The 17,564-nt window shown below is 64.7% G+C and carries 14 protein-coding genes and 1 riboswitch; of the genes, 1 reads left to right on the forward strand and 13 read right to left on the reverse strand.

The genetic code is table 11. The features are described from left to right. On the reverse strand, positions 1 to 4,262 hold a 4,262-nt coding region (locus EII42_RS10455; RefSeq protein WP_125172071.1), incomplete at its 3' end, for a PKD domain-containing protein. A 215-nt stretch (positions 4,263 to 4,477) separates the two neighbouring features. On the opposite strand from EII42_RS10455, the gene EII42_RS10460 reads away from it, so the two are divergent. Further along, the gene (locus EII42_RS10460; protein WP_158676483.1) at positions 4,478 to 5,101 is read left to right on the forward strand and encodes an ABC transporter ATP-binding protein; all 624 of its coding nucleotides are present in this window, start codon (positions 4,478 to 4,480) and stop codon (positions 5,099 to 5,101) included. 102 nt (positions 5,102 to 5,203) lie between these two features. Here EII42_RS10460 and EII42_RS10465 read toward each other — a convergent pair whose 3' ends face one another. From EII42_RS10465 to EII42_RS10515, 12 genes are all read right to left on the reverse strand, one after another. Next, positions 5,204 to 6,082, reverse strand: a complete 879-nt coding sequence (locus EII42_RS10465) for a hypothetical protein (protein WP_125172073.1) — start codon at positions 6,080 to 6,082, stop codon at positions 5,204 to 5,206. A gap of 135 nt (positions 6,083 to 6,217) precedes the next feature. Continuing rightward, positions 6,218 to 6,739, reverse strand: a complete 522-nt coding sequence (locus tag EII42_RS10470; RefSeq protein WP_125172074.1) for a hypothetical protein — start codon at positions 6,737 to 6,739, stop codon at positions 6,218 to 6,220. Between the two features lie 482 nt (positions 6,740 to 7,221). Beyond that, positions 7,222 to 8,424: a hypothetical protein gene (locus EII42_RS10475; RefSeq protein WP_125172075.1), complete on the reverse strand. Its 1,203-nt coding sequence runs from the start codon at positions 8,422 to 8,424 to the stop codon at positions 7,222 to 7,224. 2 nt (positions 8,425 to 8,426) lie between these two features. Continuing rightward, positions 8,427 to 8,732, reverse strand: a complete 306-nt coding sequence (locus EII42_RS12830) for a hypothetical protein (protein ID WP_148098047.1) — start codon at positions 8,730 to 8,732, stop codon at positions 8,427 to 8,429. 148 nt (positions 8,733 to 8,880) lie between these two features. Beyond that, positions 8,881 to 9,450 carry a hypothetical protein gene (locus EII42_RS10480; protein ID WP_125172076.1) on the reverse strand — a complete coding sequence of 190 codons (570 nt, stop codon included), beginning with the start codon at positions 9,448 to 9,450 and terminating at the stop codon, positions 8,881 to 8,883. A 143-nt stretch (positions 9,451 to 9,593) separates the two neighbouring features. Beyond that, positions 9,594 to 11,303 (reverse strand): ABC transporter permease subunit, encoded by a 1,710-nt coding sequence (locus tag EII42_RS10485; RefSeq protein WP_125172077.1) that lies wholly within the window; start codon positions 11,301 to 11,303, stop codon positions 9,594 to 9,596. 8 nt (positions 11,304 to 11,311) lie between these two features. Continuing rightward, on the reverse strand, positions 11,312 to 12,850 hold the full coding sequence (locus EII42_RS10490) for an ABC transporter substrate-binding protein (RefSeq protein ID WP_125172078.1): 1,539 nt from the start codon (positions 12,848 to 12,850) through the stop codon (positions 11,312 to 11,314). Next, positions 12,847 to 14,064 (reverse strand): MFS transporter, encoded by a 1,218-nt coding sequence (locus tag EII42_RS10495; protein ID WP_233558369.1) that lies wholly within the window; start codon positions 14,062 to 14,064, stop codon positions 12,847 to 12,849. The genes EII42_RS10490 and EII42_RS10495 overlap by 4 nt, the downstream gene beginning before the upstream one ends. 61 nt (positions 14,065 to 14,125) lie before the next feature. Further along, complete coding sequence (locus EII42_RS10500; protein ID WP_125172080.1) at positions 14,126 to 14,911, reverse strand: ABC transporter ATP-binding protein; 786 nt, start codon at positions 14,909 to 14,911, stop codon at positions 14,126 to 14,128. Then, on the reverse strand, positions 14,908 to 15,723 hold the full coding sequence (locus tag EII42_RS10505; protein ID WP_125172081.1) for an ABC transporter ATP-binding protein: 816 nt from the start codon (positions 15,721 to 15,723) through the stop codon (positions 14,908 to 14,910). The genes EII42_RS10500 and EII42_RS10505 overlap by 4 nt, the downstream gene beginning before the upstream one ends. A 26-nt stretch (positions 15,724 to 15,749) precedes the next feature. Then, positions 15,750 to 15,883, reverse strand: a riboswitch (cobalamin riboswitch). Between the two features lie 69 nt (positions 15,884 to 15,952). Then, positions 15,953 to 16,846, reverse strand: coding sequence for a 1,4-dihydroxy-2-naphthoyl-CoA synthase (locus EII42_RS10510; protein ID WP_125172082.1), 894 nt, complete (start codon positions 16,844 to 16,846; stop codon positions 15,953 to 15,955). Next, complete coding sequence (locus EII42_RS10515; RefSeq protein WP_158676484.1) at positions 16,843 to 17,562, reverse strand: glycerophosphodiester phosphodiesterase; 720 nt, start codon at positions 17,560 to 17,562, stop codon at positions 16,843 to 16,845. Before EII42_RS10515 ends, EII42_RS10510 begins: the two co-directional genes overlap by 4 nt. Positions 17,563 to 17,564: the final 2 nt, after the last annotated feature.

Consider the following 17,564-nt stretch of genomic DNA (forward strand, 5'->3'; position numbering starts at 1 on the left):
GTGGGAGTCGGCGTCGGCGTGGGAGTCGGCGTCGGCGTGGGAGTCGGCGTCGGCGTGGGAGTCGGCGTCGGCGTAGGTGTCGGCGTCGGCGTAGGAGTCGGCGTCGGCGGTTTCGGCTTCACCGTGGTTGTGTCGGTGGCGACGGTATCGGCAGGGGTGGGATCCGCGCCCTGCGACCCGTCGTCGGACACCTCCGCTTGAACCTCCAGCACACCGCCGGCGTGATCAACAGCCGTAACAGCGCGCACCTGGCGGGACCACGACGCGCTCGGCGCAAGATCGCCAACCTCCCAGGTGAGCGTCTGCCCAACAGCCGTGGCTCCCCCTGCGTCCTTCACGGTCAGGTCTGCGGGCAAGGTCACCTTGACCTTGGCGCCGATACTGGCTGCCCCGCCGGTGTTGCGGGCGGTCACTGTGTAGACCTGCTCCGTGCCGGCCTCCACCTCGGTGAGCCCATCGTCGACGCTCACGCTCAAATCGGGCCGCTCCGCCACCTTAGTGGCGCACTTCGACAGCAAGGCGCTCAACACCGGGGCCGGGTCATTCACGAAATCCTTGATGTTGAAATCAGCACCGCCGGAGTCGACGGCCAGCTTGCGATACCCCTCACCGACAGCACCCGGAGTGGTGATGGTGAACAGCGTCGCGCCCTGGTCCTTGAGAGCGGAGGCCGCGGCCAACGCGTCGTGCTGCGAGGACTGGATCTGCTCGTCTCCCGCCAGCACCACGCACTTACCAGCGCCCGGTCGCCAGCCCGTACGTGGGGTAAGGCTTTCGACGATGGCGTCCGTGCCCGGCTCATGCCCGCCGTCGGTGGTCAACGAGTCGATGCCCGATCTCAGCACCCCCAGGTCGGTGGTCGCGGGCACGTGCAGCACCGGAAGGCCTCCCAGGGCAGAGCCGCCGAACCCCCACAACGCGAAGCTGTAGTCCATGCTGGCGGCGATCTGACTCGCCATGAAGTTCACGTTGTTGCCCACCGCACGCTGGATCGAGTCCATCGAACCGGACTCGTCAATCAGGAAGACGATGTCGCCCGCGGGAAGCGTTTGCCTGGTGATGGTCGCCTTCGCCGTGGCGCCCAGCCACTGCTTGTTCTCGGCAACGCTGACCGTTACCTCACCGAGTACACCGCTGCCTGAATCCGTCGGCACAGGGAACTGCACCACAGCCCGGCCCTGCGCATCTGTGGTGGCCTGCCGAGTCTCCGAGCCTAGCTTGAACTCCGCCAACACGCCGGACTGCAACTTCAGGTCGGAGCCGGTCCAGGCCGTCACCTGCACGTCGGCCTTGTTGCCGCGTACAGTACCGGGCACCACGTGCGCCTCAAGGCGCAGCGGGAGGCGCACCTTGACGGTAGTGGAATCGCTCGTCTGTTTCCCGCCGTCTCGCCGATCGGTAGCAGTCAAAGTCACGACGTAGTCGCCCGGCTTCTGATACACGTGCCGCGTTTCGGTTAGCGAATTGACCCGGGCCTCCTCCCCGTCGCCGAAATCGACCCGATAGGTCAGCCAGGGGTCGATCGGCGTCGACTTGCTGAAATCGAACTGAACCGGCGACCCGACTTTGGCTTCCAAACCCGGCCCCGCATCCACCACCACCGGGCCAACCACAACGGTGGAGGTCTTCACCGTCGTGGCACCGTCCTTGTCGGTGGCCGTGACCGTGAGAGTGTACGTGCCCGCCTGCCAGGTGTGCTTGACGTCCCGGCCGGTCGCCGTGGTGCCGTCACCGAAGTCCCACGCGAGCGTGGGGTTGTCGTTGACCCCGGGATCGCTGACGCTGAGCGTCATCTCCAGCTCGGTCCCCGGCAACGCGCGCGTCGGCATGGTGCCGTGAATGGTCGGCGCGACGTTGTTCACTACCACCGGCACCCGTTCGCCCTTCGTCGCCGCGCCCCTGGAGTCCGTCACCTGCACTTCAAGCCACCCGTTGGCGTCCTGGTCCGGGAACAGCGCCCCCGGCCAGGAATAGGTGGTGGTTTGTCCGGAGCTCGCGGTCCACAGGTAGGACAACGAGTCTCGGTTGGGGTCGCTGATCGAATACGGCGACGAAACAGACTGGCCCTCGTCAATCTCCAGCTTGGGCACGGTCACCGTCACCACCGGCGGATCGTTGACGTCGATGACGTTCAAAGTGATGGTGCCCTCGTCGTGGACGGACGGCTTCGAGCGAAGCGTAGCCCGATAGGTGAACGAATCCTTACCGACGAAGTTGGACTCCGGCGTGTAGACGACCTTCGTGTCCGACAAGTAGGTGCTGCCGTTGCTCACTCCAGTGAGAATCCGGAAGCGGAGCGGCCCCGAGCCCGCAGCAATCGTCGATAGGTCGATCTCAGTGGTCTTCCCTCGCCGAACATCTACGGTGACATCGGGAGCGTTGACGGAGTCGGTCTGGCAGGGGCGGTGGGTGCCCAAGTCGAACTCCCAGCGGGAGACCGCGCCGTCGGCGATGACGTATCCGGGCTCCGCTGTCGCCACGACCACCACCTTGCCCTCCCGAGCATCAGCCGGGGTGGCGGTGTAGGTAAGCCCCTGCACCGTGGGAAGCTGCACCGAACCGTACTGGTCGCACTGGGTGATCTGCGTCACGGTCGGCGCCACTGGGGTGACCGGAGTCTTGGTGGCCGCGACGCGCATCTCAAGGTGGATGGCGAACCGCTCCATCGGCCACGCCTGCTTGCGCAACTCCTTCGCCTGTTCCCGCATCCTCTTGGGCTGCGTACGGTCCAGCTCCCCGGGGTCTGTCCGCTCCTGGCTGATCTGAATCCGCAGATCCTCAATGTCCGCTTCCGTCGCGCCGATCGCTTTGAGCTCGGCAATGTCTTCAGCGCTAAATCCGTGAGCGCGGATATCTGCCACCATCTTGCCGTAATTCGCCCAGCGCTCCTCAATGGTGGGCAGCTTGGCGGGCGACCACTCAGCGAGCCAGCGGCCCAAGTCATCCACGGCGGAATCAGTGAGACCGAACTCGGTTTTCAGCGTGTTCCGCTCCTGTGCGGTAATAACACCCTCCTTGGCACGGCGCTGCCATTGGTCGATGTCTGCGAGCGAGTCGCGGCGAGAGTGCTGCCAAACCCTGTGTTTATCCGCCTCCGCCGCAACTGCCTCAAGCAACTCGGCCTGACGCAGGTTGGCCGCCACCAGCTGACGCTGGTACTTCGCGGCCGCCTCAGTCTGACGTCGAATGCCTGCCGCGTCACCGTCAATCTCTGCGCCCTGAAGCCGCTCTACCGACACCCTGGCCGCCTTGCCGTAAGCCTGCGCCTCGTCGGTGACGCGCAGCAACTCATGCATACTACCGTTCGACGGCAGATCGCGCGGGAAGAAGAACTCGGGTTCAACGACCGTGCCGTAGTTCGAATCCGGCGGATCGGCAACGATGTCGGAATACATCAGCGCCGCCCGACAGTTGATGTTGGCCAGCAATTTTGCACTGGTCCAAGCCGATTTCTCAGCCCACCAGCCCAAGCTGACCCAATCCAGCACCGATTCTTCTGTGAGGAATCCGCCCCAGGCGGAATCCGTCTGGTCGCGCATCGCCTGGTAGACCCCGCCCAGCCCGGTACGCGTGTAACCCACACTGACCGCGTTGAGAATGGGCTTCATCATGTCTTCGAGGTTGGACTTGGTCTGCATCAGGGCACTGAGTTCTTCCCTGCTGAGCGCGTACCCCATCGCGATCTGATTCTCTACGGAAGCCAACTTCTCGCCTAGATCCTTGACCTTCTTCAGATCCTTGATCGCCGACCAGTAGTCGTACCCGATGGTGGCCGCACCCACGCCTACGCAAAGCCCGCCGTGCCCGGGCGCCGACGCGGCGGCGGATGCTTTCCAGTCGGCCATCATCTGCAACGCCGCGCCCGGGCTGCACTTGTCCCCGCAGTCCAGGACCTCGAAAACGAACTCGTCCGACTTCCTTCCCCGGTCAACGGCGATCATCTTCCACCGCCCCACCTTCAACGGCGGAGCCTCGATCGGCTGCTCCAGGAAAGTGCCCACCGTCAGGATCTGGTTCGGGGAGCCCCACGCCGGCGAGTCGCAGTTCGTGGCGTTGCTGTTCTCCTCGACGATGCAGATCTCGCCACCGGACAAGTCAGAAGTGCCGGTGACGGTGAGCAGCTCGTCGGCGCGGATGGTGTCCTGATCCAAGCCGATGCGGAGATTGTGCAACGCGGCCTCAGCCCGACTGGGACTCAGAACCGTCCCGGACAGCAACAGGGCGAACGCAATGACCAGGGCAGGGAGTCGTCGAAAATACATGGAACCTCACAGACACAGTGACGGATGGCGACAGCATAACCGCACGACACAGCGCACGCCGGGTTTTCGATCAATCTCCGGAAACTGGACCCAGTCCAGCCTCTCTAGCAGTGCGTCCGTTTTGGTTGGCTGGGTGTAGCGGCGCTGGAGGTATGGGCGGAGGTCCTTCACAAGAACTACCGGAAAATCGTCATCGCGCGAGGCATCCACGTTGCTTGTTCAGCGAGCATCACCTGCTGCTCTTGACGGGAACGGCGAGCGTGGACTACAAGCCAGGGGCTGACGGTGCCGTCGTCGGATTGGCGAAGCTGGCGCAGCCGGTCAGGGTGTTCGCTCGCCACGCCCAGGTTCAGGAACGGCTGACAGCACAGGAGACCCACGCGTTCGCCGCCTCGCTCAGGGACAACGTGGCCCTGCGTCGCCCCGCCGCCGACGCCGAGTTGCTGCGCGCCCTGGCCCGGGTGGGGGCCGACTGGGCCACCGACCTGGACGCCCTGGTGGGAGGCGACACGACGCAACTCACCACCGCCCAGAAGCAGGAACTCTCGCTCGCCAGGGCCCTCGTCGCGAACCCCGATGTGGTGATCTTCGATGAGTCCTTCTCCGCACTCGATTCGCTCGGTAAGGGGAACCTTGAGGCCGGGGTCTTCGACCTCATGCCCGACAGCACCGTGCTGGTGATCGCACACCAACTCGGCATGGTCTCTGCGGACACCCGGGTCATCGTGATGGACGACGGCCGCATCGTGGAGGACGGCTCCCACGAACATCTCCTCGCCGCAGCGGGCCCCTACGCGCGCCTGTGGCGGTCGTGGCGAGCACAGCCCGCCCCGGGGTGACGGCTGTGGCTGCGCAGCTAGCTGTCTGGGGCCCGTTTCTGGCACGCTGTGGACGCGCCGATACAACCCGCGAAACCGTTGACGTCGAGGGAGCCTTCGAGCTCACCGAGCCCGCCGACGGCTTTGCTCGGGCTGGCGCGCACCAGCAACCCACCAGATCAAGCCGAGCACCGCGGCCGCCACCCCGCCCCACAGCGGCCACCACAGGAAGTCCACCACGGTGGCCTGGAGTTCGCGCTCGGCCGCGGACACGAACGTCCCCGTCAGTCCGAGGCCGACGGCTGGAGCAAGAGTGGGCACAGCCGAGGTCAGCGCGCGGATGATGAGTGCGCCCGCCGACGCGGCCAGCCCGACGAGCAGCAGCACTCTGCCGCGCCGCCCCCGGGGCGCGACGATCAAGGCCAGCGTGAGCAGGCCAAACGCGGCGAAGAGCGCCACCTGGCCCAACTCGGACGCCCGGATTGCCGGAGCCAGCAACCTCGTCGTGCTTTCCGACAGCTGCGAGCCCGCGACGGCGATGGTCTCCGGCAGTTCGACCCGGTCGAGGGCGCGGGCCACAACCGGGTCGCCGTCGGCCTTCAACCGCTCGACGGCCACCCGAACGAGCGGCCCCAGGTTCAGCGTGACCTCTGGTCGCGGATCGCCGCCGTGCCAGGCGGCCAGGTCGGCAACGACCCTCGTGCGCGTGTCCGCCAGCACCGCCCGCCAGGCCCCGTCGAAGGTTTGATTGGCGAGGGCCCGGTCGACCGCTTGGGACAACACCTCCTCCACCTTTCGCCGCAGCTCCGGCAGCGGGAGGCCCTCCGCGGGGGCGATCTCCCCGATTTGTTCCAAAACCTCAGTCGAAAGCGCCCGCTGCACCTCAGGATCGCGGGCGACTGCGACGGCGATCCGCTCGGCGGGCTCCGGCTCGAAAGCCAAGTGGTTCACCCAATAACCGGCCAGCCCCAGGAAGCCCAGAACAACGGCCGCGGTTCCCAACAACGCGGCTAAAGTATTGCGGACCAACTCGAACCCCCTACCTACCAGAGACGTCTTCGAGGCTACCGGCCCGCCACGGGAGAAACCAGCAAGCGCCCCTCCGGGGGAACGACCAATGGCCGACGACCGGTTCAGCTATTCCGAGATGATCGCCACGACGAGCGTCGGCTCCCCCGCGGCGAGGTAGGCCGACACCTTCGCGAAACGCTTCCTCATCTCCTCGCTCGGGGCGAAGAAACTGTTGAGTGCCTCGCCCGACAGGTACTTGCCCTTCGGTATGAGATCGCCCAGCGAGTCGGAGAAACTCGACGGCAGTTCGGCGTCCTCACTCGACTTCGCGCGCGCTTCGTCGTACAGCGCCTGGGGCAGCTCGACGACGGCGTGTAGCCAGTACGTCGACGGGCCCGGAACCCGCGAGTCACCCAGCGTCCCCGATCTCCACTTGGCCGAGCGGGCGTCTGCCAATGCGGGGATTCGTTTGGTGATCGGCTCCAGATCCGTGCGGAGTTCGCCACCATTCTGACCGCCGATCGTCGGGTCTCCGCCCGAGCCGGACCCCCCACCAGACAGGGGAGAGCAGCCCACCAGGACGAGCGACGCCGCAGCCAGCAGCGCGCGTCGGTTCCAGCCTTTTTCATAAACTAGAAAGTCTGCCATTAATGACCCACCATGCTAAGGACCAGAATAGGCCTATCGCTTGCTATGAACGCGCTTGCCCACCACTGCTTGCCGCTAAACAAGTCATTGAGCCTACTCGAAGACAGGAAAGTCGCTTGGGGTACGCATTCGGCCACCAGAGGATGCAGGCCCTCAGGAAATACAACTTCATTGGCGAGAGAACGCGCCCTCAGCGCAGAGCTCTCTTTCAGCTCAACTAGCGCGTCAATCCAGTAGCTACTTGGTCCAGGAAAATCAGGGTTTCCAAGCAAACCGCTCGCCCACTTGACAGACTCAGCATCTTCCAAGGCTGGTATACGACTTATTAGGGGGAGCAGATCCGTCTTAAGCTTCTCGCCACCATTTTTACTAGGGAAAGGTATCATAAAACTAAGACTCCTCTCAAGTACAACTGACGATCATTCCATCCATGGGCCAAGAATGGCCCAAAGACCAGTGCTAACGCACTGATTCACCTTGGGTCATCTACCCGAGCCAGACCTTGGCTCTGGGGCAAAATCGTAACTAGGGGGAGGAGACCCGACAGGCCAGGTGATTACACGTTTAACCTCGCCATGAGAATTGAAGGATTTTGCCCAGCCGATCTCCTGGAACCGCCCGTTAGCGCTATCGGGAGCATCGGAGGCGATGTCCTTTTGTCCACGGTTGAAATTATAACGATCCTCCGCATGGACAGTAATAGTCATGGTGACCATTCCATCTTTAACCTCGACATCAGCAGAACTCCACTGCTGGTAGCCGCCAATCGTTTTCTGCCAGCCCTCTGTTTTGGGGTAGTTGGGAGCCTCATGACTGGGGCCAGTGATCTGAAAAGATCCACCGCCCCGAGCGGCCATCTTATCAGCTGCTTGTGCAGTTCGAGCTATCTCAGACTCGATATTCTTCTTTATAGCCTCATCCTCTCGGGCTCCCGCCTCATAGTCAAAGATCTTATCTTCTCCAGTGTTCCCCCTAAAGTGTTCGTAAAATTCGCAAGCGCGAGCCAAGTCTGGTCGAAGCAAGCGGGCACCCAGAACCTTTGTCCCCCATTTGTGCCACTCAAGGTGATCGGAAGCTGTGGGCTCCTCAGAATCCCACTCAAAGTCCTCATCCCACTGAATCTCTGGCTTCTTGGGAGGACCGAACTTGTACCCATCCGGGCCTTCTTCTCCTTCAAGACCAGCATCAGCTGGAAATGCGAAATGCACCTTGGAGAGAGCATCAGATACCCTAAATCCTCCAAAGAAATCAATGACTAGCATATCATGCCTAGCCTTTTTCACCAGGTTAGCTATGAGAAGTTGCTTGACCAATGGACTGAATCCTGCGGGAGCAGCCATGATTTTATACAGGGCGGCTTCAGCGCTCATCGCCACCCTTAGCATCCCGTTCCTAGTCTCAGCTACTATGCCGCTAGCTTCGTTCATAGCCGAAGAAGTCGCAGCAAGTTCTGATGAGAAAATAGCCAAGCTTCTAGGCGACCCTTCCCCTCCATTGAAGTAGGATAGAAACGATTCGAGAGCCGGGCCTTCATTCCGCGAAGCGAGAAAGACCCCCGTCTCATTTGCACGGTCGGCGGATTCAGCCAAGTAGCTGGCGGCTGACGAAAAAGAGTAAGCGCTTCCCGCCAAACTTTCTGCAGAGCTCGGGAGAGTCACATTAGCCATAGACAGAATAATACTCATAGCTATCCTCCAAGAAGAGAGTTAAGAAGTCGAGCGATCTTTTCACAGGCATCTTCAGCCAAACGGTATGAACTCGCAGTCTGCCCCATCTTCTCAGACTCCTTGCTTAGCTTGACAGCATGCAAAGCGAGGCATTGAGATGCATTACTTTGAACTACTTTTGCGGACACGGCTGCCATTCTATCCGTCGCTGATCCACTGTCATGTACATCACATTTAAAGTTACTACCTACCTCGCTCAATTGACCGCTGATAATCTGCAATTTCTCAGCGCCAGCATCCCACGAAGAGGGAACGAATTTCACCATAGGGAATACCTAAACTTTCTAACTATACTATTTAATCTTAATCTGAAGTCTCGAAAAGGAGACAAGCAAGCTTCGACCGCCCTATGCATGAGAACCGAGGCAGCTCAAACCTAAGCTTTCCCGGCGCCCACTCCGACGCCATAGCAGTTCAGCTTTTACCCCCTTCCTTCAACTCGACAAGCAGAGCATCCATTAGGCCCCCAACTTCCGCCCGGGTAGGGACTCTATTCAGTTCATCCGGGAGGACGGGGATAGTTTCAAGAAAAAGATTCAATGCTCGCGCAATGAGACGCTCAAGTTCCCCCTTGCCTAGACGAAAAAACCCATCCTCTATCTCTATAGCAGTAAGGACGTTCGAGTCAGCGTAGATAGTAACAATACCGCACGTCAGAGTCTGCGGTTCAGTCGGCTGAACCTTGACATGCTCTTCAGCCTCATCCACCGACTTCTTAACCTCAGCATTTACTGCCGAAAAAGATCCTCCTTCCTCTAGCTCGGCTAGGAGATTCTTTAAATCTTCTCGGAGATCACTCGCGACCGTCTCCGCAAAGAATAATTCTTGATACGAGTCCAAGGATCGGTAGAAAGCTTCCACCACGGATGAACTCAGAGAAGCGGAGCCCTCGACAGAGTCGCTCGAACCGCGCAGGATCACAGAGAGAACCCTGCTTCCGTCAAAAGAGACGCCTACTCTGCCTGAGCTGTCCCAAGCTTCCACGAGTGGGGGCGAGCATCTGCGCATCGTGTCCCCTCCTTTCGTGACTGATCCTAGCAGCCAATACGTGCAACACAGGACTTTTCGTCACAAGCCTCACTGTTCCCAGCAAAGCAGCAAGTCCCCAACCAGCCCGGCAGCCTCCTCTACTCGGCGCGGGCCAGGTTGGTGACCAGGCCGAGCAGCACCAGCCCGGCGGCCGGGAAGAACACTGCCCACGGAGCCTGCTCCATGTGGCTGACGGAGTCAACCAACAGCTTCCCCCACTCCGGGGAATCGTGGCCCGCGCCGAGACCCAGGAAACCGAGCCCGGTCAACGCCAACGCCAGATGCGGCAGCCGCACCAGCGCATGGCCGAAAACCGGCCGGAACACGCTCGGCAGAATGTGCCGGCGCGTGATCCACCAGCGCGACGCCCCCGAGGTGATCGCCGCCTGGTGAAAGCCCGCCGCCCGTGCCTCTGCCGCGAGGGTGCGCGCGTGCACGGCCAGCGGAATCCAGCCGACGAGGCAGATCGCCAGCCAGGCGCTCGACATTCCCGGCCCGAGAACCGCGGCCAGCACCACGCCGAGAAACACCGACGGCACCGCGTTGAGGATGTCGGCGATCCCGGCGGAGCCCCTGCGCGACGCGAGACCGACGAGCAGACCGATCGCCAGGCAGATGGCGGTGAGCGCCACGGCGGACCCGATGGTCAGCCACGCGCCCTGCCCCACCCGCGACCACACGTCGCGCCCCACATGATCGGTGCCGAGCGGGTGCGCCCAGGAGGGACCCTGGTGCCGCGACAGCGGATCGACCGCGTTGCCACGCAGCCAGCCGCCGACGACAAGCAGCGCGAGCAGCGCGACGCTGAGCCACCACCCCCAGCCCCGCCGCACGGTGCTGATGTGGCGCACCATCGTCGCCCCCTGGCCTGCGCCCAACGCCGGGGCCATCAGCCAGTGGTGGAGCAGGTTGCCGACGGCCCCCACTGCCGCGCCCAGCACCACCAGCACGGCCATCGCCGCCTGCACGACGGGCACGTCCTGCGCCAGGGCGGCGTTCAGTGCGGTGCGGCCCAGGCCCGGGATCGCGAACGTGTCCTCCACCACCACGGAGGCCCCGACGATGCCCGCCAGCAGCAGGAGCACCTGCGGTAGCACGACGGCGAGCGCACGTCGCGCCACCTCCGCCGAGATCCGCATCGGGCGGGCGCCGTTGGCGCGCCAAGTGCGCACCCAGTCCTCCCCCGCGACGGCCGCCACTGCGGTCATCAGCACCCTGAGCAGCACCCCAACGGAGGCTACGGCGATGGCCGCCACCGGCAGCACGGCGTGCTGGCTGCTGCGCCAACCCGTGGCCGGAAACCACTGAAGCCGGACGGCGAACACGTAGGCCAGGAGAACGGCCAGCACGAACTCGGGCAGCGCGGCGAGCGTCGCGGATACCGCCCGCAGCACCCGCGACGTGCCCGGCCGTCCGCGCCCAACGCCGGCGATCATCGGTGCCACGAGGAGGAAGCCGAGGGCCAGCGTGGTGGCCGCCGCCATCCCGGACAGGTTGAGGGAAACCAGCAGCGCCGAGCCGACCTTCTCCCCCACCGGTCCTCCGCTGACCCACGACACCCCGAAGTCTCCCTGGCAGGCCTTCACGAGCCAATGCCAGGTGCCGATGACGGGATTCTCCGGCAGGTCCAGGCTTTCCCGGATCGCTGCCAGCGCAGCCGGGTCCGCGTCCCGCTCCCGCTGCCGGGCGCGCAACACCGTGCGCGCCGGGTCGCTGCCGGTGAACCACGGCAGCGCCCCCGCGAAGAGCGCGGCGGTGAGGAATGCCCCAGCCAACAGCAGGGCGGAACGCAGACTCGATCTGTTCACGGGTCAGTTCACTTTTTCTTGACAGTATTCTCGGTGATCATCTTCCATTCCAGCGGGTCCTGCGCCAGGCCGGAGAGTTCGTTAACGCGCGCGATGCGCACGTGCTCGTGCACCACCGGGATGTAGGCGCCGCCGCCGAGGATCAGCGCCTCCGCTTGCACGGCGGCCGCCCGGCGCGCGGCCATGTCGGACTCGGTGGAGACATCTTCGACGATCTTGTCCACCGCCGGGTCGCACAGGAACGAGAGGTTGTATCCGCCCTCGCAGGTGAAGTCGAGCTGAATGATGCTCAGCGGATCGTTGGCCTTGGACATGTACATGCGTGACAGCAGCACCATGTCGAACTTGCCGGCCATGATGTCCCCCTCCATAACCGAGTATTCCTTCACCACGGGGGTGTCGACGGTGAACCCGGCCTTGCGCAGCTGATCCGCGATGACGGTGACGGTCTCGGGCAGCTCCGGGCGGTCGGAGTAGGTGGCGATGGTGATCTTGGCGCCTGCGGGGTCCTTCGCTTCTGCGTAGGTGGGCGCTGAGCGGTTCTTGCTCCACTCCAGGTCGCCGCGGAAGATGCCCTGGGCAGGGTCGGCGTGCGACGCGAAAATGGTCTTCGCGATCACATCGCCGTCGATCGCCTTGGCGGCGGCGACGCGCAGCCCGGCGTCGGCAAACGGCCCGGATTTGGTGTTCAGATAGAGGCCCGACGTGCGCGGAATCAGCCGCGATTCGACGGTGAAGCCGTTCATGTTGGGCAGCTGCGCGATCGGTACGTTCTGGAAGACGTCCAGTTCGCCGGCGCGCATCGCGTTCACCCGGGCTTCGGCCTTCGGGATGAACTGGACGTCGAGCCCGGAGGATTTCGGCGCGCCCCGCCAGTAGTCAGCGTTGGCTTCGAGGGTGGCGTGGGTGGTGCCGTCGAGCTTGGTCAGCTTGAACGGTCCGGTACCTGCCTCGATGGGGTTGGGTTTGTTCTTGTCCGCCTGGTAAGCCTTGGGCGCGAGGATCACCATGTCGGGGTTCGCGAAGCGCATGATGAGGATCGGATCCGGTTTCGCGGATTTCACCAGCACGACGTCCTCGCCCTCGGCGGTGATGCTCAGTTCGCGCCCGGAGACGGTGCTGGGGGCTGGGTTGGCGGTGAGGGCAGCGTTCAGGCTGGCCGCGACGGTGGTGGCGTTCACCGGGGTGCCGTCGTGGAATTTGGTGTCGGATCGGAGCGTGAACTTAGCCGTCATCTCGTCGACCATCTCAAACTTTCGGGCCAGCTCAGGCTGCACCCAGCCCTGGGGATCGATGTGGATGAGCGCCTCCGAGACCCCGAGCCGCATGAGGCTGGAGGCGTCGTCGGTGTACGGGGACAGGTCGGCGACGGGCGCGAAGTTGAGCGCCACCCGCAGCCGGGTGCTGTCGGCCGCAGGTGCGGAGGACTCCCCGCTCGCCGAGGCGGATGAGTTGCTGTCCTGGTCGCCCGTCACCACACAGCCTGTGGCCAGGGTGAGCACGGCGGTTCCTGCGGCCAGGAGGCCGAGGAGTCTGCGTCGTTTCATCGTTTTCCTTTCGTTGGAGTCGGTTCGGAGCGTCGTCGACAGAATGCGACAACGCCGAGTGTGGAGGCGGCAGACACCGCTGCCAGAGCAAGCCAGGGAACGGGCGCCAGGCCCGACGGTTCAGCAGACAGCGGCAGGATGAATCCGATGGCGGTGCTGCCGACGAGCACTGCGGCCCCGCCGATGGAGGCGAGCATTCCCAAGTACGTGCCCATCCGTTGCCCACCCGCGAGGTCAGCCACGGCGGCTCGCGCCGCAGGCAGCACGAGTATCTGGCCAAGATGAAGCCCGACGACGAAGAGCGCTGAGGGCAGGTAGGAAAGCACCCCGGGCAGGGGTGTGAAGGGCGCGAAGCCGGCGACCCCAAGGAACCCCAGGGTGATCAGCGCGTAGCCCCAGCCCAGTACCCGGGAGATCCGCCAGCGCGCGACGGCGCGCGAGATGGGCAATTGCAGCACGAGAACGACAATGGCCGCCAGCGCGAACAACCAGGTGATATTGGCGCTGGGGGCGCCGATGCGTTCCAGCTCCACCGGGATGGCGAGGTAGAGCTGGTTGTAACTCAACAGGTAGGTGCAGTGGATGAGAGCAAACAGCAGAAAGTGTCGGTTGGCGAGCACGTCCCGCAGGGAGGAGCCCACCCGGCTGGGGGCGCTGGCTCGGGCCTCAGCCGGCAGCCAGCGGAGCTGGGCCAGCAGGATCACACCAAACACCCCGGCGGCGACGAAGCAGGTCGCTTCGAAGGGCACGACGAGCAAAATCCCGCCCAGCAGAGGACCGACGATAGTGCCCATTTTGGCGGCCATCACCTCCAGCCCAATGACTTCAGTTCGTCGCGGGCCTCCCTTGGCCTCCAGTTCGCCAGCCCACACGGTCAGGGCGGATTCCACCGCCGGAGAGAAGAGGGCAGCCGCAAAACCGATGAGTGCCACGCCCAGCGTGACAGACCAAGGGTCACGCGCCAAACCAAGACCGACGAAACCCGCGATGCGCACGGCCACTCCGATGAGGATGATCTGCTTGACGCCGAAGCGGTCGGCCAGCGCCCCGCCCAAAAAGAACAACCCCTGCTGGCAGAAGGTGCGCAGGCCCAAGATCAGCCCAACAGCCCAGCCGGCCAAGGCCAGGTCCTGAGCGAGGTGGGCAGCGAGGAACGGCACCACCAGGTAGAAGCCGACGTTAAACGCGAACTGGGTGACGACCAGTAGACGCAAGGCTGCCGGCAGTCGCCTCAGCAGGGCAATGGGGTTACCTCTCCCGGGTCGTTTCAGCATGTCACGCCCCCGGTTGGGCGGGGACCGCGCCCACCAGTGCCCGCGTCTCGGCTGCTTGCGGCGACTCGAAGAGCGCGGGAATCGGGCCGGACTCGACGACCCGCCCCTGGCTCATCACCAGCACCGAGTCGCAGAGATAACACACGGCCCCCAGGTCGTGGGAGATGAAGATGAGCCCCACCTGCTCGGCCTCGCAAATGTCCCGCAGGGTGGTCATCACCTGGAGCCGAACCAACGCATCCAGGGCGCTCACCGCCTCGTCGGCGACGATGACGGCGGGCGACGGCGCGAGGGCCCGGGCGATCGCGACGCGCTGCCGCTGCCCGCCGGAGAGTTCTCCCGGGCGCCGGTCGGCGAGCGACCGGTCGAGCCCCACCGCGTCGAGGCATTCGAGCACCCGCGACGTGTGGTCGCCTCCGATGCCGAGGCAGTGCAGCGGTTCCCGGACGCAGTCGCGGATGCGCAGGTGTGGGTTGAGCGAGCTGGACGGGTCCTGCGGCACGAACTGCACCTGTCGCCTAAACCAGGTGAGGTCCGCGCCCACCTGAACCGGGCGGCCGTCGAAGGAAACCTGCCCGGTGTCCGGGGTCTCCAGCCCGAGAAGGAGCCTCATCAGGGTGGATTTCCCGGAGCCGGATTCGCCGACGATGCCGAGGCGCTGCCCGGCGCGCAGGCGCAGGCTGATGCCGTCCACGGCGCGCACGTCGGGCGTTTTTCGCAGGGCCGCGAGCAGGCCGGGAACGCGGTAGGTGCGGCTGACGTCGCTCGCCGACAGCAGTGCGGTCATGTCAGCCCTTTCGTGAGGCGTTGCAGGGAGGCGCAGGCCGCGGGCAGCGCGGTCGCCGAACTGGCTCGGAGGAGATCGCAGACGTACTCGTGCGGCGGGTCGTCGACGATGGCTGTGGTTGGGCCGTCGGCCACTTTGACGCCGCGGCGAAGCACGACGAGGCGGCTACACAGCAGCGCGGCCACCGCTATGTCGTGGGTGATGAACATCAAGGCGGTAGCTGCGCTGAGCCCGGCGAGGACTTCCAACACCCCGGCCTGGACGGTGGTGTCGAGCGCGGAGGTGGGCTCGTCGGCGATGAGCAGGGCCGGGTTCGCGGCCAGGGCCAGCGCGATCCCGACGCGCTGGCGTTGGCCGCCGGAAAGCGCGCCCGGGTAGCGTCGGGCGGTGCTCTTCGGGTCCGGGAGCTGCACCTTGCCCAGCAGTTCCACCGCCTGTCGTCGCGCCTCGGGCGCAGATATTCCTTTGGCACGTAGCGGCTCGGCCACCTGATCGCCGACGGTGACCAGCGGGTTCAGCGCGGTCCTGGGGTCTTGGGCCACCAGACCGACGGCTTGGCCGCGCAGCCGGCGCAGCCGCTTTTCGGGTAGCCCGACGATCTCGACGCCCTGGAGCTGGACGGAGCCGGTGACGGTGGCGGTGACGGGGAGGAGCCCGAGCAGCGCGGAGGCGGTCATGGATTTCCCGGACCCGGACTCACCGATGATCCCCACGCGCTCGCCGGGGTTGATGGTGAGGCACAACGAATCGAGCGCGGTCACGTCGCCGAACCGCACGGTCAGGTCACACACCTGGGCCACTGGGGTGGTCAATGCTCTCCTTCCGGACCATTGCGCGAGGTCCACGAATGACTGCCGGCCAGGTGTTCGGACTCGCGGCCAATGCTGGCCGCCCACCGTTGCGCGTCAGTCCCGGATTCTGACCGGGTTTCCCTGGGCCCTCGAAAGTGCCGCCGACATGATGAGTACGAGTCAAACCCTATGCAAACCCGTCCGAGACACGCAAGGTCTCGCCCGGGGAAGTCCCTTCGGGCTGGGCGCATTAGTAGTAGTACGGGAATCGTGACCAGTCCGGGTCGCGTTTTTCGAGGAAGGAATCGCGCCCTTCGATGGCCTCGTCGGTCATGTAGGCCAGGCGCGTCGTCTCGCCCGCGAACACCTGCTGGCCGATCAGCCCGTCGTCGATGGCGTTGAAGGCGAACTTGAGCATCCGCTGCGCCGTCGGAGACTTGCCGCAGACCTTGCGCGCCCACTCCAGGCCCTCGACCTCCAGCTGGTCGTGCGGCACCACCTTGTTGACCATCCCCATGCGGTGGGCGTCCTCGGCCGAGTACTCGTCGCCCAGGAAGAAGATCTCGCGCGCGAACTTCTGCCCCACCTGGCGCGCCAGGTATGCGGAGCCGAAGCCAGCGTCGAAGGAGCCGACGTCGGCGTCGGTCTGCTTGAAACGCGCGTGCTCGCGGCTGGCCAGCGTGAGGTCCGCGACGACGTGCAGCGAGTGTCCGCCACCCGCCGCCCAGCCGCCCACCAGCGCGATCACCACTTTCGGCATGAACCGAATCAGCCGCTGCACCTCCAGGATGTGCAGGCGCCCGAGCTTCGCCGGGTCGACATCGGCAGCGGTGTCACCGTCGGCGTACTGGTACCCGGCCTTGCCCCGAATCCGTTGGTCGCCGCCCGAGCAGAAAGCCCACCCGCCGTCGCGGGGGCTGGGGCCGTTGCCGGTCAGGAGCACGCACCCCACGTCGGACGACTGCCGTGCGTGATCGAGCGCCCGGTACAGCTCGTCGACGGTGTGTGGGCGGAAGGCGTTGCGCACTTCCGGGCGGTCGAACGCGATCCGCACCGCCGGCACTTTCTTGGCACGGTGGTAGGTGATGTCGGTGAAGTCGAAGCCGGCTACCGGCTCCCAAAGCTCGGGCTTGAACGGGTTCATGCCCTCAGCCTAGTGGCGCGCTCGGGGTAGTTGGTGATCAGCGCGTCCACGCCGAGCGCCCGCACTGCGGCCAGGTGCTCGGGCTCGTTCACGGTCCAGACGTTGACCTTGAGACCGGACTCGTGGGCCCGCTCGACGTAGTGCGGCTGCTGCAGCAGATGGAGCCCCGGATGCAGGGCGCCCGCGCCGAGCTGCGTCGCGTACCGCCACGGCTCGACGATGCCGTCGGCGAACAGCAACGCCACGGCCTCACGCGGCACCCGCCCAATCAGCTCAAGCAGGGTGTAGTGGTCGAACGACGAGTACAGCACCTGCTCTGCCATCCCCAGCTCCTCGACGAGCAGCCTCGCCTGCTCCGCGATCCCCGGGTAGCGTTCGATGGAGGTCTTGAACTCGATGTTCACCGTCGCCGGCGTGCCCCGATACAGTTCCAGCACCTCGGCGAGCAGAGGCAGTTGGGTGCCTTCGAAGCCGGGCATGTTGTTGTGGAAGGAGTGGCGCCTCAGCTGTTCCAGGGTGAGGCCGACGACGGGCCCCGTCCCGGTGGAAGTGCGGTCGATGGTTTCGTCGTGAATCACCACGAGGTGCCCGTCGGCGGTGCGTTGCACGTCGAACTCGACGCCGTCCGCCCCCAACTGGATGGCTCGCCCGAAAGCGGGCAAGGTGTTCTCAGGCGCGGTGCCGCTCGCGCCGCGGTGGGCCCAGATTCTCGTCACGG

This window comes from Tessaracoccus sp. OH4464_COT-324, assembly GCF_003932855.1.
Lineage (GTDB): Bacteria > Actinomycetota > Actinomycetes > Propionibacteriales > Propionibacteriaceae > Arachnia.

Bases quoted from the DNA above. Each gene is read 5' to 3' on its own strand.
- EII42_RS12830 (WP_148098047.1), bottom strand. From the start codon at position 8,732: ATGGTGAAATTCGTTCCCTCTTCGTGGGATGCTGGCGCTGAGAAATTG.
- EII42_RS10490 (WP_125172078.1), bottom strand. From the start codon at position 12,850: ATGAAACGACGCAGACTCCTCGGCCTCCTGGCCGCAGGAACCGCCGTG.
- EII42_RS10510 (WP_125172082.1), bottom strand. From the start codon at position 16,846: ATGAACCCGTTCAAGCCCGAGCTTTGGGAGCCGGTAGCCGGCTTCGAC.
- EII42_RS10500 (WP_125172080.1), bottom strand. From the start codon at position 14,911: ATGACCGCACTGCTGTCGGCGAGCGACGTCAGCCGCACCTACCGCGTT.
- EII42_RS10475 (WP_125172075.1), bottom strand. From the start codon at position 8,424: ATGAGTATTATTCTGTCTATGGCTAATGTGACTCTCCCGAGCTCTGCA.
- EII42_RS10470 (WP_125172074.1), bottom strand. From the start codon at position 6,739: ATGGCAGACTTTCTAGTTTATGAAAAAGGCTGGAACCGACGCGCGCTG.